A 15,839-nucleotide genomic window follows, 5' to 3' on the forward strand; every position below is an offset into this window, starting at 1 on the left:
ACTCTTTTTGCTTTTAAATGTTATAATATCAAAGAGGTATTTATGGCAGAAATTACAGTTAGTAAACTAGGAAAGTCCTTTGGGGCTAATGAAATCTTTTCAGATGTAAGTTTTCACATTGATAAAAATGATAAAGTTGGTATAGTCGGTCCAAATGGAGCGGGTAAAACCAGCTTATTTAACATGCTTTCTGAAAAAGATGATGACTACCAAGGGAATATTTACATAAAAAATGGCTTAAAAATAGGTTATATGCTTCAAAATATCAGTCTTTCAAGTAGCAAAACTATATTTGAAGAAATGCTAGAAGTTTTTTCATATATCCATGATTTAGAAAAAGAGTTAAAAGACTTGGAAGAAAAACTAAATGACCATAGTGACCTAGAAAATTTAGAGGCTAATACAATTAAATATACTGAAAAACTTGACAAGTATACTGATCTTGGGGGTCAATATTTTGAAAACAAAATAGAATCAGTCCTAGTTGGAATGGGTTTTTCTAAGGATAGGTTTGATGACAAAATAGACCACTTGTCTGGTGGAGAGAAATCAAGAATTGAATTAGCTAAATTATTAATTTCAGATGCTGATGTCTTATTGTTGGACGAGCCTACCAACCATTTAGATCTAAGTACTATAAGTTTTGTTGAGAACTTTATAAAAGAATCAAAAAAAATAGTGGTGTTCATATCTCATGATAGGTATTTTTTAGACCAGGTAGCCAAGAAAATATTTTTATTAGAAAATGGTAGCTTGAAGGTCTACAATACCAATTACACAAACTTCATTGAGAGAAGAAAAAAAGAAATTGAAATAGAAAAAAGACAATATGAAAACCAGCAAAGAGAGATAGAAAGGCAAGAGGAAATTATACAAAGGTTTGCCAGCCAGGGTGGATCCTTGAGAAAAAGAGGAATCGCCCAATCAAGGTCAAGACAAAAGCTTTTAGATAAGATGAAAGTCCTTAAAAAGCCTGACAATTATGATGAGACCATGGCCTTAGAATTTCATCCCAAAATGGTATCAGGAGAAGATGTCTTAGAAATTAGAAATATAAGCAAGGCTTTTGGAAGTAATTCCTTGTATGAGGATATTTCATTCAGTATTTACAGGGGTGAAAAAGTTGGTCTTATAGGTGCCAATGGATCTGGTAAAACCAGCTTATTTAGAATGGTCTTAAATAAGGAAAGACCAGACTCAGGACAAATTGACCTTGGAGTAAGTGTTTATCCCGAATACTTTGACCAGGAGCAAAAAAACTTGGACCTTGATAAAACTATTTTGGATGAGGTCTGGGATAAGTATCCATATTTAACCCACTATGACCTCAGGTCTTATTTGGCTAGATTTTTATTTATAGGTGATGATATATTCAAGATTATAGAAGATTTAAGTGGGGGAGAAAGATCAAGAATAAGCCTTTTAGAGCTTATGCTTTCTGATGCAAACTTCTTGCTAATGGACGAACCGACCAATCACCTGGATATTGATTCTAAAGAAGTTTTAGAAGATGCTTTAAACAATTATGAGGCAACAGCTTTTATAATCAGCCACGACAGGTACTTTTTGAATAAGGTATGCAACAAAATAATTGAAATAAAGGATAAACAAGTTCATATCTATAACGGAAACTACGATTATTACTTAAGTAAACAAGAACCGGAAATTGCTAAAGTGGATGAAGAAATCAATAAGACTCAGAAAAGAAAGTCCATGAAACAGGAAAGAGAAGAACAAAAAATCCTTAGAAATATTAGAAATAAAATAAAAAGAGCTGAAAAAAGGATTGATGAAATTGACCAAGAAGTTGAAACTATAAACCTAGACTTAGTTAAACCTGAAGTTTATGAAGATTTTGCTAAAGCTGATGAACTAAGCTCTAAAATTAATGATTTAAACCAAGAAAAAGAAGACCTAAGCTTAGAATGGCTTGAATTAAACGAAGAGTTGGAAGAAAAGGAGAAAGAATATGAAAAATAAAATAAAATACTTGGCAGTACTATTAAGTCTTTCTCTTTTATTGACAGCTTGCAGTTTTGGAGATAAGGCAAGTCACAAGATAGGTGTGCTTTCTGATAACAGGATTGACAATGATCCAAGGATTGGACAAATCAGTCAAAGTATTGAAGCTTTGGGGGATTCTTATTCTTATACAACTCATAAGGGGAACAAGGACAGGGATTATATGTCCATAATTGAAAGACTTATAAAAAAAGACTATAGGACAATCATCGGTAGCTCATTCATCCACAATACAGCTTTTGAAAATATGGCCGACCAAAATGAACAAGTAAACTTTATAGTCTTGGATAGTGTCATAGATCCAGAAAGAGAAAATCTATTATCAGTAAGATTTAAAAGTGAAGAAGCTGCCTTTATAGCAGGTTATGCAGCTGGATTAAAAACTAAGTCCAATATGGTCGGTTTTATTGGGGTAAAATCTGATCTACTTAATGATTACCATGAATATGGTTTTAAGAGTGGTATCCTAGCTGCGGCTGAAGAATTAAATAAGCAAATAGCCTTGAAAACAGAATACCTTGAAAAATATTCAGATTTTAGTCAAGGACAAGCTAAGGCTAAAGACTTATATGAAATTGGCATAGATATTATCTACCATACTGGAGGCGAAAGCGGTCTTGGGGTAGATGAAGCAGCTGAAGATATGTCTAGGTTTTCTATAAGCTATGGATTAAATGAAACCAGCAAGGATAGTCCTCATATCATGATGTCGATAAGCCCAGATTATAAAATGTCTACAGACCAAGCCCTAAGAGATGTTACAAATAAAGATGCAAAAAGAAAAGCGGCATATGGATTTGCTGAAAATTCACTAAGCTTGAATCCTTACATTGAAGAAAGTTATCTAGACCAAGAGACTTATAACAAGATATTATCTAAGATAGAAGAAATCAAAGCTGGTAAGGCGAAGATAGCTTTTAATGAGGAGTCTTATAAGAACTTGTTGGAAAAATAAAGGAAGCAAAATGAAAAAAATATTAGTCATTGGAAGTATCAACAAAGATATTTCTCTTTATGTCAAAAACCTACCTTCCTTGGGAGAAACAATTCTAGCCAACAATATGAAAGAAAGTTTTGGTGGCAAGGGTGCCAACCAAGCTATGACTATAGCTAAAATGAATGGTGATGTTAGTTTTGCAGGTGCGGTTGGTGATGACCTTGTAGGAGAAGAAATAATCAGTTTTATGAAAAAAGAGGGGGTAGATACCTCTGCGATTAAAAGGTCAAAGCTTCCTACAGGTACTGCCTTGATTACGGTTGATGAAAATTCTGACAACAATATAATTGTTTATCCAGGAGCGAATTACAGTATTACAAAAGAAGATATTGATGACATAGATAACTTAATAGATGAATCTGACTTTATACTAATGCAGTTTGAAATCACTATGGAAACTATTGAATATGTAATAGAAAAAGCTAGTGAAAAAGGAAAATATATAATATTAAACCCCGCTCCATACAGTCAAGATTTCAACAAAGAATTCTTGAAAAAAGTAGACTTATTTATCCCGAACGAAACAGAATTTTTGGAACTTATGGGTAAAGATACTAAAGATAACCATGATATTGACTGGTTCAAAATGGAAGCAAAAGAGTTTTATGATAAATATAGGACCGACCTTATAATCACATTAGGAAGTCTAGGATCCTTATATTATGGAGAAAATGAAAGCTTTTTAGTTGAAGCTAATAAGGTAAAAGCGGTAGACTCAACAGCTGCGGGGGATAGCTATATAGGTAGTTTAGTATATTCCTTGTCTATAGATAAATCTTTACAGGATTCAATGAAGTTTGCGTCTAAGGTCGCAGCTATCACCATATCCAGAAAAGGAGCTATGGAAGCCATACCTTATATTGATGAAATAGAAGAATAGAAAATAATTTAAGCGGAATGTAATCTATGCTAGAGATTATATTCCGCTTATTTCTATTTAATCTCAAATATAGGCCTAAAGTTTCTTGGGAAGCCTTCTGAGTTGTTAAGTTTTTTCATTTCAAAATCTTCAAGTTTTCTATTATATTTATATTGTTCCTTGGCTTTCATCTTATCAATTTTGAAGTTTAATATATCTTCTTCCTTACCGGTATCTTTTCTTTTAGCCTTCATAGTGACATAAACATCTTTCTTTTCAAATTGGGTCATATTTTGAACTATAAAATTGACATAATGATTTTTGTCTGATGGTTCATCCTCACCTTCTTGAGGCTTTGTAGCTAAGCTAAATTTATAATGAATAACAAAGTCTTTTAGTGAATTTTTCTGCGGTGTACAAGCTACAAGAAAAATTGCTAATAAAAGTAAAAATAGGTATAATTTCTTTTTCATTTAGACCTCCTATAAAATGAATAATTATCCTTTCTATAAGTATAATAGAAAATAATTATTCAGGTTTACATTCCTGTCTTACAATAACAATAATCAATATAATGTTGTTATATATATATAAGCATATTCTATATCATTTGTCAATAAAAGATGGCATAATATACATTTTTTAGAATTATAAAACAAAGATGTAAATGAATTGATAATATCAATCAAAAAACAAATGATAAACCTTTTCAAAAATTTTGCTTAATCCTTCTTTATTGTGGTATATTTACTATATAAGATAATAATTTTAAATTGGGATATTATCCCCAAGAAAGGAAAAGAAATGGACATTAAAAAAATATTATCATACGCAGACCATACACAATTAGCTCAAACAGCTACATGGGAAGATATAAAAAGATTAATAGATGAAGCTGCAGAGGCTAAAACTGCTTCAGTATGTATACCTGCTTCATATGTAAAAAGAGCAAAAGAATATGCTGGAGATAGGGTAGCAATTTGTACAGTAATCGGTTTCCCAAATGGTTATTCAACAAAAGAAGTAAAAGTATTTGAAACAGAAGATGCTGTTAAAAATGGTGCAGATGAAATCGACATGGTTATAAATATAAACGAATTGAAAAATAAAAACTATGACTATGTTTTAGAAGAAATGAAAGAAATCAAAAAAGCATGTGGAGATAAAATCTTAAAGGTAATCATTGAAACAGCTTTATTGACAGAAGAAGAAAAAATTAAAATGTGTGAATTAGTTTCTGAATCAGGAGCTGAATTCATTAAGACATCAACAGGATTTGCTTCAGGCGGAGCAACATTTGAAGATGTTAAACTATTTGCAGACCACGTAGCAGACCATGTAGAAATTAAAGCTGCTGGTGGTATCTCAAGCTTAGATGATGCACAAAAATTTATTGATTTAGGAGCAACAAGATTAGGAACATCAAGACTTATTAACCTTGCAAAGGAAGCTGAAAAATAAAAGGAGTCTTAAATGATTAAAGAAGATATTAGCTTGGCCTTGGATTATTTGAAAAATTCTAGCCCGATATATTCAGATTTCAGTGTAGCATCTGTCCTTACAGATGTAGATGGTAATAAATTTGTTGGTGTAAATGTAGAACTTCCTTCACTTACCAATGGTATATGTGCAGAAAGAAATGCTTTGTATCATGCAATTGCTGAAGGTTCAAAAAAATATAAAAGGATTGTTGTAGTAGGTGGACTTCATGGAGAAGTTACTCAGTTAACTCCGCCATGTTGTGTATGTAGACAAGCTCTTATGGACACTTGCGATCCAGAAACTTTTGAAATAGTAGTTGCGATAAATGAGGAAGATTATAAGGTATTTAAACTAAAAGACCTAGTTCCAATGGGATTTGGTCCGGATAGATTAGAGGATTAGAAAATGAGAATGATAGATATTATAGACAAAAAAAAGAGAGGACTTGAATTAAGCAAGGAAGAACTTGAATTTTTTGTTAATGGCTATATAAAAGATGAAATTCCTGATTATCAAGTATCAGCTTTATTGATGGCTATATACTTTAATGGAATGACAGAAAAAGAAACAACACAATTCACTTTACTAGTAAGAGATAGTGGAGATGTAGTTGACTTATCAAAAATTGAAGGTATCAAGGTAGACAAGCATTCTACAGGTGGGGTAGGTGATAAAACAACTTTGGTTTTAACTCCAATAGTAGCTGCTTTGGGAGCAAAGGTTGCAAAAATGTCAGGTAGGGGCCTAGGTCATACTGGTGGTACAGTAGACAAGATGGAATCAATACCTGGTATGGAAACATCCTTAGAAACCCAAAAATTCATAGACCAAGTAAATGAAATTGGTATATCAGTTATTGGACAAACAGGTAACTTGGCTCCAGCAGACAAAAAATTGTATGCTTTAAGAGATGTTACATCTACTGTAAACTCAATACCACTTATAGCTTGCTCAATCATGTCTAAAAAACTTGCAGCCGGTTCTGATGCTATAGTACTAGATGTTAAGACAGGTTCTGGTGCCTTTATGAAGACCTTAGATGATGCCATTGAATTAGCAACAGAAATGGTTTCCATAGGTGAAAATGCTGGAAAATCTACAATTGCCTTGATAACAGAAATGGACATACCTCTAGGACATAATATTGGTAATATTTTAGAAGTTGAAGAAGCTGTTGAAACACTTAAAGGCCATGGACCAAAAGACTTAGAAGAAGTTTCATTAGAATTAGCAGCAAACCTAGTTTTTATGGCGAAAATTGCTAAAGATATAGATGAGGCTAGAAAAATGGTTAAAGGTGCCATAGCAGACGGTTCAGCCTACAATAAGTTCTTAGAATTTGTTGAAGCCCAAGGTGGAGACAAGTCATATATTGAAGACTTTGATAAGTTTGACAAGGCTGCAATTCACCATGAGGTAAAGGTAGACAGAGATGGCTATGTTTATGAAATGGATACTGAAAAAGTAGGCAATGCTTCAGTAATCCTTGGTGCCGGTAGAGAAACCAAAGATGATGAATTAGATTTTGCAGCAGGTATCAAACTTGTTAAAAAGACAGGCGATGCAATTAAAAAAGGTGATACAATAGCTATTCTTTATACAGATGATGAATCTGCAGTAAAATCAGCAGAAGACTTAGTATTAGAAGCTTATAGTCTATCAGATGAAAAACCTGAAATGGAACCTCTAGTATTAGCTAGAGTTACAAAAGATGGTGTGACAAAATATTAGAAAATAGAATATATAAAATGTAAATGGAAGAAGAGAATTTAGGAACTTTTCTTCCATTTATTTTTTAAAGGTATATAATAGAGTTGTGAATAAATTGTTTAATTAAATACATGGAGGGTGTATGATATGAAACGAGATAGAAATAGAATAATATCTTTAATATTAGCTTTTTTAATAGTTTTAAATATCATTCCAATTCATGCAGTAAAAGCTGCTAATGATATTGAAAATCCTATAGATATTTTCGACTATGAAAATGTTAATGGAGAGATTCATATAAAAGGATTTAAAGAAGGAAAAGAAAGGAAAGAAATCACAATTCCTTCTAATCTAGAAAACCTACCCGTTACAAAGGTTTTAGATAAGGCCTTTTTCCAAAAAGAACTAGAATCAGTTCAAATTGGTGAAGGTGTATTAGAAATAGGGAAGTCAGCGTTTTCTGGAAATAAGATTACATATTTAAATTTCAGTGATAGCTTAAAGAAGATTGATGAATCAGCATTTAAGGATAACCAGATCATAGATTTAAAAACAAGAGCAGTTGAAGAAATTGGCAACTATGCTTTTGCAAACAACAAAATTAATAATGTTGATCTTACATATGTTAAAAGTGTAGGAGATTATGCCTTTAGCTATAATAACTTAACTAGTGTAAATGTTGGTGAAGGTGTAACATCCTATGGAACAGGAGTTTTTGCTAACAACAACAGATATGTACTAGTAAAAACAGAAAATCCACTTATTAAAACAGAAGCTATAGAAAATGCTTTCGGACAAGTTGTAAATCCTGTACTTGTTACAGTTCACCATGTAGATAAAGATACAAAAGAAAAAATAATAACAGATACAGTGATAGGTGACGACTATGACAAGTTAGATGGAATAATTTTCTTAGGTAAAGAAAATACTTATATACCAGATAAAATATCTGGCTATGTAGCTCTTGAAGAAGAAATTAAATTCACACCTGACAAGACCGACTATGAAATCACAGTAGAATATAAAAATGTTAAACAAGAACCAAAGATTGAAGTTGCAAAGAGACCATATATTGAAAAAGATGGTGATGGTACAAAAGAAAATCTTTTAACATTTGTTAAAGCAACTGATTTAGATGGCAAGGACATCAGTGATAGAATCACAATCAATACAGAAAATATTGATACTAGTGTTGATGGTGCTGAGTATAAAGTTGTTTATAGTGTTAAAGATGATTATGGAAATGTAGGCCAAAGAGAAATTACCTTCAGTATTGGTAGAGACTGGTTTGAGTTCCCTATCGGTAAAGGCTGGGTTCTAGGTGACTTCACTTATGATGAAAATAAAGTTATCGGTTTCTCCGAATCAGGTTTGAAAAAAGTTGAAACCCAAAAGGAACTCGTTTTACCTCATATAAATCCAAATGATGGTAGTACTGTTATTGATACAGTTGCTGACAACAATGAGGGCAATTCCTTTAGAAGTAGAGCCTTAACTTCAGTAAGTGATTATCAATCCAATATTAAAGTAATAGAAGGTGAAGGTGCTAACTGGATTTCAGGTTATAGATCTCAAGGTACATTTAAGGGCAATAGCATTTCTACTATTGATTTGAAAAATGTAGAACACATAGGTTCTTATGCTTTCCAAAATAATAAAATTACAGAACTTAAGTTGGAAAAACTTAAATATATTGGACACCATGCTTTCCAAGGTAACCAGATAGAAAAAATTGAATCTACTGACTTACCTAATGTTGAATATGTGGGTCAATTAGGATTTGTAGATAATAAACTAAGTAAAGTTAATATGCCTAAACTTAAAGAGGCTGAATATGTATCATTCTGGGAAAACCAAATAGCAGATGCTAATTTCCCTATGTTAGAAAAAGTTGGAAATGGAGCATTTTTATCCAATAAAATTACAGAAGTTAGCCAAAATAACTTCCCTAATTTGAAATATATTGATGAAAGAGCTTTCAATAACAACAAGATAAGAAAAATTGAAATACCAAATGTAGTGGTATTAGAGGCTGCTTTTGCTGGTAATCCAGATAATGATATGGATTTAAATTTCCCTAAATTAGAGCAATTGGGAAGCCAAGCTTTGGCAAAAAGAGATATAAAAGAAATAAATTTACCAAAGATTAAAGAAATAGCAGGCGATGCCTTCAGTGGTAATCCTGGTTTAGAAGAATGGGACAATAAGGTTGTAGTTTGGGCTGACAATTCAATAAAGAGTGGAAGCACTTATATAGTTAATCCAAAAAAATTTGAAAACGGAGCTTGGACTGAAGATGACTTTACTTGGGATCCTAATAATCCTGAAAGAGTAACAGGTTTAACTAATACTGGTACCTTAAGATTAGCAGAGAATAATTCTGAATTAGTTTTACCAGCTAGAGCAAAAATAGTAGGTCCAGGTGCTTTCCAAGCTAAGAGAATTAAGTCTGTTTATGGACCAAATGTTGAAGATATAGAGTGGGCAGGATTTTATAATAATCAACTAACAGATATTAATAATAGCTTCCCTAATTTGAAGAAGATATCTGGTAAATATGCATTTGAAAGAAACAACTTAACAGATCTTAAATTAGATCGAGTAGAAAGTATTGCTCAAGAAGCTTTTGCAAGCAATAAAATAACAAGCGTAAATTTACCTAGTGTTAAAAATATTGAAGAGAAAGCTTTTGAGTTTAACTCTGTAAGTTCATTAGAATTACCTAAAGTTGAGAACATAGGTAAAGAAGCTTTTGCGGATAATTCTTTAACAGAACTTTCCCTTCCTGAAGTTAAAAATATTGGGCTTGCAGCATTTGCTAGAATTAGAAAATCTAGTGCGAATGCATCAAACAGAGGCTATCCAGAGGGAACTATAAATGGATATCAAGATAAAGTTTTAAAGAAGTTAGATGCTCCTAATCTAGATTCCTTAGAAGACCTAGCTTTTGCAGGAAGTAAGATAGAAGATCTAAACGCCCCTAAACTCAGAGTGGTAAAAAGACGTGCCCTCGATGGAAATAAAATTCCAGAGATAAATTCAACAGCGTTAGAAGAAGTTGGATATAGAGGACTAGCTGGCAACAGCTTGACTAGCTTGAGCCAAAAGAATTTAGTAAAAATTGATTCAAGTGCATTTGCAAATAACAAGATTAGTGAAGTCTATGTAAGTGATAAGTTAACTGAACTAGCAAACAATGCATTCAATGGTAATAGATCTAAAAACTCAATTGCACAAGAAACTAGAATCTTCATAGACGATTACAAGAATCCTCATGACCTAAAAGATGGTATTGTCAATGGTCAACGTCAACATATTGTTAACCCAACCAAGGTAACAGTCGATTATGTCGATACTGAAGGAAACAAGATAGCTGAAACTATAAATGAATATATCCTAGAAGAAAAAACTTATAAAGCAATCCATAAGTTCAACTACAAGGTTGATAAGGAAGAGATTACAGTTCCTGACAACAGACAAATCAACCACGTTAAATTTACTTATACCAAATTAGGATATGAGAATAAACAAACTAAGGGTATAGAAATATTCCAAACTAACGAAATTGATAAGAATACAGGTTCAGCCAAAGAACAATACTATATTGGTGAGGTTATGACTACCAGAGTATATCTTGATTTAACTGGTATAGATACCTCATACAATAAAGGTAAACTAAAGGTGTTCTTTGACCCTAAATTTATAGAAAAAGATTCTATTAGTATCCCACCTGCAAATACTATCAAAAATTATGAAGTAAAAGATGGCCTTATAGAAATTAATTTAAATCAAATTTCTGGTGGTGATCAATTGGATATACCTATTACCTGGAAATTTAAGAAGTATGTAACTCCAGATAAACATAGAGAAGAGATAAATTATCTCTTTGAAAATGATGGTGAAGTTTACTCCGTTGCTAAACCTATTTATCTAGAAGGTTACTACAACAAACCAAGTCTAGTTAAGGCTAGTCCATTAAACTTGCCAGACTATAACTATGGTGGTTTAAGAGACTATGACAATGGACCTAGATTCATGGGTGTATTGGATGAGTATGTAGAGGAATCAGGTAGAAGAGGCTATCATGTAAGTGAAGCTAGACCAGTCAAGTACTACTTCACAATATCAAGTCTAGAAAGATATGTAGAAAGTGGAACAATCACTGACACCCTACCAACTTATATAGCTGTTGATGAAAATGGTGTTGAAAGTGAAAGAACTGCTGTGTTTGATCCAGAGTTAAACCCAGCTTGGAGTTTGAATGGGAATAAAGTAAGTCAAAACAAACACTTTGGTAAAACTCTAAATCCAGGTGCTTTCTTTGAACCACTTTACCTAAGCTTCCCAGATCTGAAATCTGGATACAATGTATATAATAAGGCAGAAGTGGAACTTGTACCTTATGACAAAGGTAATAAAGAAGAAAATATGACATCTTCTGATGACCTAAGTATGTATACAGGTTACTATGAACCTATACAGGAAGATGGTGATCCTAGATTAGATAAGATGAGTAAGGGTCCTAGATCCAATGGTATCAATGCTTACTTCTACGACACACCAGAAGATAGGGCAAAAGTTATACCTTATAGATTAAGAATTTCATCTGGAGCTAGATTGACTGACTTTAAAGATCTTACAGCAACAGACTATGATCTAGATGAGAGACTATATTACTATGGAATATCATTCCCAAGAAATGATCACACTGCTGGTGGTGTTGAGCTAACAGTTTTAGCCATGAAACAAAATGGCGAGAAGTTGGACCCAGCAAATGACACAGTTCTCGAAGAACATAAAATAACTGCAGATACAAAGAACTCAATTGTATTTGATAGTACACATGCTAAAGATATTGATTATATCCACATAATCTTGCCTGAAGATCACGTACTATTTGCTGCTCTAGAAGTTGATATAAATACTAAGTTGAGAAATCCGGAAAATAGCGTTTATGATCCGACTGCAAATTCTAATAAGAACATATTTGAAAATAATGCTGTTATGGCAGGTAACCTCTACAAAAAAGGTACTGACCAAATAGTCTCAAGACGTGGTGACATTAAAGATGATAAGGGCAGACTTGTAAGTGAATATAAAGAGGAATGGGATAATATACCAGGTAGTTTCATTTGGGGAGATAAATCAGAAACCCAAGTTAGAGACTATGAAGGTTATATCAGTGTAGTTAAAACTCAGACTTATCCAAAAACTAGTCACAGAGCAGTATATCCACTAGAAACTGGAGACTATAGTTTAAGATTATCCCCAGGAGTTAAGGGAACAGATTTTGATGGTGATGTTGTAAACCAACCACTAGATAATTTTGAAATGATAGACCTACTACCAAAAGGTATAGCTATCCAAAATGACGGAATAGTTATGTCAGATGGATTTGCCCAAAGTGGTGGTAAATACGAAATCATAAACGACTATAATGGCACAGGTAGAACTGCTATCAAATTCACCGCAGAGACTTTGAAAGCTAAAGTTTATGATATAGCTACAATCAAGACTATGGTTGACTATGAGACCCCAGAAGGATATGTAACAAACGAAGTTTATGTAACCTTCGATAATGATAAAATCACTAAGATGGGAGTGAAAGAATCTCCAGTTGGTGATAATTCTGGTCGTGAATGGCTACATGATGAAGTCAGCTTCAGAATGCAAAAAGTCAGAGAAATGTCAGCAAGAAAATATATCAAAAAAGAAAAAGACTTGGCATGGTCAATGGATGGTATATACACAGAATCTGAAGGTAAATTTGATTACAAACTTTCATTAATCAATAACCTTGATTCTGAAAGAACAAATATAGATGTTGTTGATTTCTTACCATACTTAAATGACCTAAGCATTCAAGAAGAAAATATTGGTAATGGCAAAAGACCTCCTAGAGGTACTGAATTTGAAAATAGATTTGACCTTTCTAAAGAGGTTAAGGTTCCAAAAGGATACAAGGTCACATACTGGAACTCAGATACTCCTATTGATTACAAGGGTAAATCCGCCGACTCTATTATCGAAGAATTGACTTGGTCAGATAGTCCAGCTGCAAATACTAGAGCAATTAGAATTACTGCTCTTGATGGTACAAAACTAGCTGGTAATAGTAGGTTAGATGTTGAAATACCAATGATAGCTCCAAAAAATGATATATCAAATAATTATGAGCTAACTGGAAAAAGAGCTTGGAACTCATTTGTAAGAGATGATGATCAGACAATTAGATTTGTTGAGCCTAACAAAGTTTGGAACTCACTTACACCACCAATAGGTACAGTTACCTTGACTAAGTTTGGACAAGAAGGTTTGGTAGAAAACAATCCAAATCTAGAGTCTAAGCCATTAGCAGGAGTTAAATTCCAAGCAAAAGATAGTAAAGGCAACTTCTACTTTGCGACATCAGATGAAAATGGTCTAGTTATGTTCACAGACCTACCTATCTTAGAAAAATACACAATCACTGAAATTGAAGCTCCAGAAGGATATAAAGTATCCGAGAAGTCAATTGAAATTGGATATGAAGACTTCAAAGCTGTTTATAATAAAGCTGATAATAGCTTTGATGTAAAAATTACAGATAAGGACAGTAAAGACAAATTCCTTAACGTTAAACCTGTTTATGGATCATTGAAGTTGAATAAGATCAATGAAGACAAGGTGGCTTTGAGCTATATCAGATTTAACTTAAGAGGTATGAGCGAATGGAACAAAGACTACAATAGAAACTTCCTAACAGATACTAGTGGTAACATAAGTGTAGATAATCTCTTAGAAGGTAAATACCTATTGACAGAAATTGTTGAAGAAGGAAAATCTGGTTATAAGGCTGTAGAACCAATCGAATTTACTATAGATTCAACCAATAGAAATATTGATTTTACCGGTGATAAGGCTATTGTAAATAAGGTCTACAAATTGTAATCAACAAGTTGAAAGTATCAAATAAATTTGATATTGACTCCATAGACAAACTAACAGATTATGGTAAGGTAAAACTTGAAGGTTTCGAATTTGAAATCACAGAAGTAGAAAATCCAGAAAATGTAATAAAAACTAATCCAACTGGAAAAGAAGGATACACTATTGCTTCTGGATTGAAGGTCAATACACTTTACCAAATTACAGAAGTTAAGAAAGACAATAGTCTATACTTACACAATGCAAATACCTATAAATTCAAACTTAATGATAAGGGTGAAGTAACAGACGAAAACGGCAAGGCCTTCTTACAAAATGCTCTAAACATACCAAACCCAGAAAAACCAATTCTAGGTAGGGTTGAAGTTGAAAAGCTAGATGATAATGGCAATCCTCTGGAAGGTGCAGTCTTTAATCTTGAAAAATATGACAGGGAAAGTGAAGAATATAAACCATTCTTAGCAGCTAAAACAAAATTAGTTGATGGCAAGGCTAAGTCTATATTTGATAACTTACCAAGCGGATTATATATCTTGAAAGAAGACCAAGCTCCTAAGGGATATTACAAGTCAAATGCAGAACACCATTTTGAAATCAAAGAAATACCAAATGAAAGTATGTTGACAAGTTCAGCCTTTGATATTGAAAGTGAAAAAATTGTTCACAAGTACTCATTTAGCTACACCAACAATCCTTTTGAAATAGATGTAGTTAAAGGGGATACTATTTTAGAAAATGTAGACCTAGAAAAAGCTGAAGCCTATATCAAGGAAAATCCAGGCTATAAATATAAAGAAGTCGGCAAAGACCTATACACAGTCTACAAACCATTATCAGGTGTAGAGTTCACCCTTTACGCACTAGAAGATGGTCAAAGAGTAGAGAAAGGTGTATTTAAATCTAATGAAGAAGGTAAGGTAGATTTCGAAGACTTCAAGTTTGATGAAAACTACAACTATGAACTAGTAGAAACAAAGGCTATAGAAAATTATAGACTTGATCAAAAAGCTATTAGAATTTACCTAAAAGATGAAGCTAAGAAAGAAAATTTCAACGGTATAATTTCCGCTTATAAGGAAAATGAACCTATAAAAGCTAGAATAATAGTTTCTAAATATAGTGAAGACAAGAAAGAGATCTTAGCTGGTGCAGAATTTGCATTGTACAAATTAGATGCAGATGGAAATAAATTTGAAGAACCACTCAAAGTAGCTAAAACAGATGACAAAGGTTTCATTGAATTTAGAGACCTAGAATTAGGTAAATATATACTTAAAGAAACCAAGGCACCTAAGGGATACTTACTAGTAGACAAAGAATATGAATTTGATCTAACTAGTGAAAATTCTTCACAAAGTATTGTTGTAAATAACCCATTGAATAGCATCGATATACCAGTTAATAAGGTATGGCTTGATAATAACAATCAAGATGGTAAGAGAACAGACTCTGTAACCGTTAAATTATTAGCTGATGGCCAAGAAACTGATCAAAAACTTGTTTTAGACCAATCAAATGACTGGTCCGATGAATTTACTAATTTACCAAAAACTAAAGATGGTCAAGAAATAGTTTATACTATAGTCGAAGAAAAGGTAGAAGGCTATACAAGTGAAATTACTGGTGATCATGATAAAGGCTTTACAGTAACTAACACTCACACACCAGAGCAAATAGAAATCAGGGGTCAAAAGACTTGGGATGATGGAAACAACCAAGACGGCAAGAGACCAGATCAAATAACAGTAAAACTATTTGCAAATGGTAAGGAAGTGTCTAGAAAAGAAGTAAAAGCTGATGAAAATGGAGATTGGTCATATAGCTTTGAAAATCTTGATAAGT

General features: G+C 32.8%; 9 protein-coding genes. 8 read left to right on the forward strand and 1 reads right to left on the reverse strand.

Annotated elements, in window-relative coordinates; genetic code table 11:
* Positions 1-42 precede the first annotated feature (42 nt).
* The 3 genes from abc-f to rbsK are packed head-to-tail and all read left to right on the forward strand — an operon-like array spanning position 43 to position 3,899.
* Entirely contained in the window at positions 43-1,980 is a 1,938-nt protein-coding gene (gene abc-f / locus C4Q29_RS05515) for a ribosomal protection-like ABC-F family protein (RefSeq protein ID WP_103981818.1), read from the forward strand.
* Positions 1,970-2,977, forward strand: coding sequence for a BMP family ABC transporter substrate-binding protein (locus C4Q29_RS05520; protein WP_103981819.1), 1,008 nt, complete (start codon positions 1,970-1,972; stop codon positions 2,975-2,977). Before abc-f ends, C4Q29_RS05520 begins: the two co-directional genes overlap by 11 nt.
* 10 nt (positions 2,978-2,987) lie before the next feature.
* The gene (rbsK, locus tag C4Q29_RS05525) at positions 2,988-3,899 is read left to right on the forward strand and encodes a ribokinase (protein WP_159459224.1); all 912 of its coding nucleotides are present in this window, start codon (positions 2,988-2,990) and stop codon (positions 3,897-3,899) included.
* A gap of 53 nt (positions 3,900-3,952) precedes the next feature.
* On the opposite strand, the gene C4Q29_RS05530 is transcribed toward rbsK, so the two are convergent.
* On the reverse strand, positions 3,953-4,351 hold the full coding sequence (locus tag C4Q29_RS05530) for a hypothetical protein (protein WP_103981821.1): 399 nt from the start codon (positions 4,349-4,351) through the stop codon (positions 3,953-3,955).
* 331 nt (positions 4,352-4,682) lie between these two features.
* On the opposite strand from C4Q29_RS05530, the gene deoC reads away from it, so the two are divergent.
* The 5 genes from deoC to C4Q29_RS05555 form a co-directional block, all read left to right on the forward strand.
* Positions 4,683-5,339, forward strand: a complete 657-nt coding sequence (deoC, locus tag C4Q29_RS05535) for a deoxyribose-phosphate aldolase (RefSeq protein ID WP_103981822.1) — start codon at positions 4,683-4,685, stop codon at positions 5,337-5,339.
* 12 nt (positions 5,340-5,351) lie between these two features.
* Positions 5,352-5,762: a cytidine deaminase family protein gene (locus C4Q29_RS05540; protein WP_103981823.1), complete on the forward strand. Its 411-nt coding sequence runs from the start codon at positions 5,352-5,354 to the stop codon at positions 5,760-5,762.
* A 3-nt stretch (positions 5,763-5,765) separates the two neighbouring features.
* On the forward strand, positions 5,766-7,091 hold the full coding sequence (locus C4Q29_RS05545) for a pyrimidine-nucleoside phosphorylase (RefSeq protein WP_103981824.1): 1,326 nt from the start codon (positions 5,766-5,768) through the stop codon (positions 7,089-7,091).
* Positions 7,092-7,217: 126 nt separating this feature from the next.
* The gene (locus tag C4Q29_RS05550; RefSeq protein WP_103981825.1) at positions 7,218-14,000 is read left to right on the forward strand and encodes a leucine-rich repeat protein; all 6,783 of its coding nucleotides are present in this window, start codon (positions 7,218-7,220) and stop codon (positions 13,998-14,000) included.
* An 8-nt stretch (positions 14,001-14,008) separates the two neighbouring features.
* On the forward strand, positions 14,009-15,839 hold a 1,831-nt coding region (locus C4Q29_RS05555), incomplete at its 3' end, for a SpaA isopeptide-forming pilin-related protein (RefSeq protein WP_159459225.1).

Source organism: Helcococcus massiliensis (assembly GCF_900258485.1).
Lineage (GTDB): Bacteria > Bacillota > Clostridia > Tissierellales > Peptoniphilaceae > Helcococcus > Helcococcus massiliensis.

Bases quoted from the DNA above. Each gene is read 5' to 3' on its own strand.
- abc-f (WP_103981818.1), top strand. From the start codon at position 43: ATGGCAGAAATTACAGTTAGTAAACTAGGAAAGTCCTTTGGGGCTAAT.
- C4Q29_RS05520 (WP_103981819.1), top strand. From the start codon at position 1,970: ATGAAAAATAAAATAAAATACTTGGCAGTACTATTAAGTCTTTCTCTT.
- rbsK (WP_159459224.1), top strand. From the start codon at position 2,988: ATGAAAAAAATATTAGTCATTGGAAGTATCAACAAAGATATTTCTCTT.
- C4Q29_RS05530 (WP_103981821.1), bottom strand. From the start codon at position 4,351: ATGAAAAAGAAATTATACCTATTTTTACTTTTATTAGCAATTTTTCTT.
- deoC (WP_103981822.1), top strand. From the start codon at position 4,683: ATGGACATTAAAAAAATATTATCATACGCAGACCATACACAATTAGCT.
- C4Q29_RS05540 (WP_103981823.1), top strand. From the start codon at position 5,352: ATGATTAAAGAAGATATTAGCTTGGCCTTGGATTATTTGAAAAATTCT.
- C4Q29_RS05545 (WP_103981824.1), top strand. From the start codon at position 5,766: ATGAGAATGATAGATATTATAGACAAAAAAAAGAGAGGACTTGAATTA.
- C4Q29_RS05550 (WP_103981825.1), top strand. From the start codon at position 7,218: ATGAAACGAGATAGAAATAGAATAATATCTTTAATATTAGCTTTTTTA.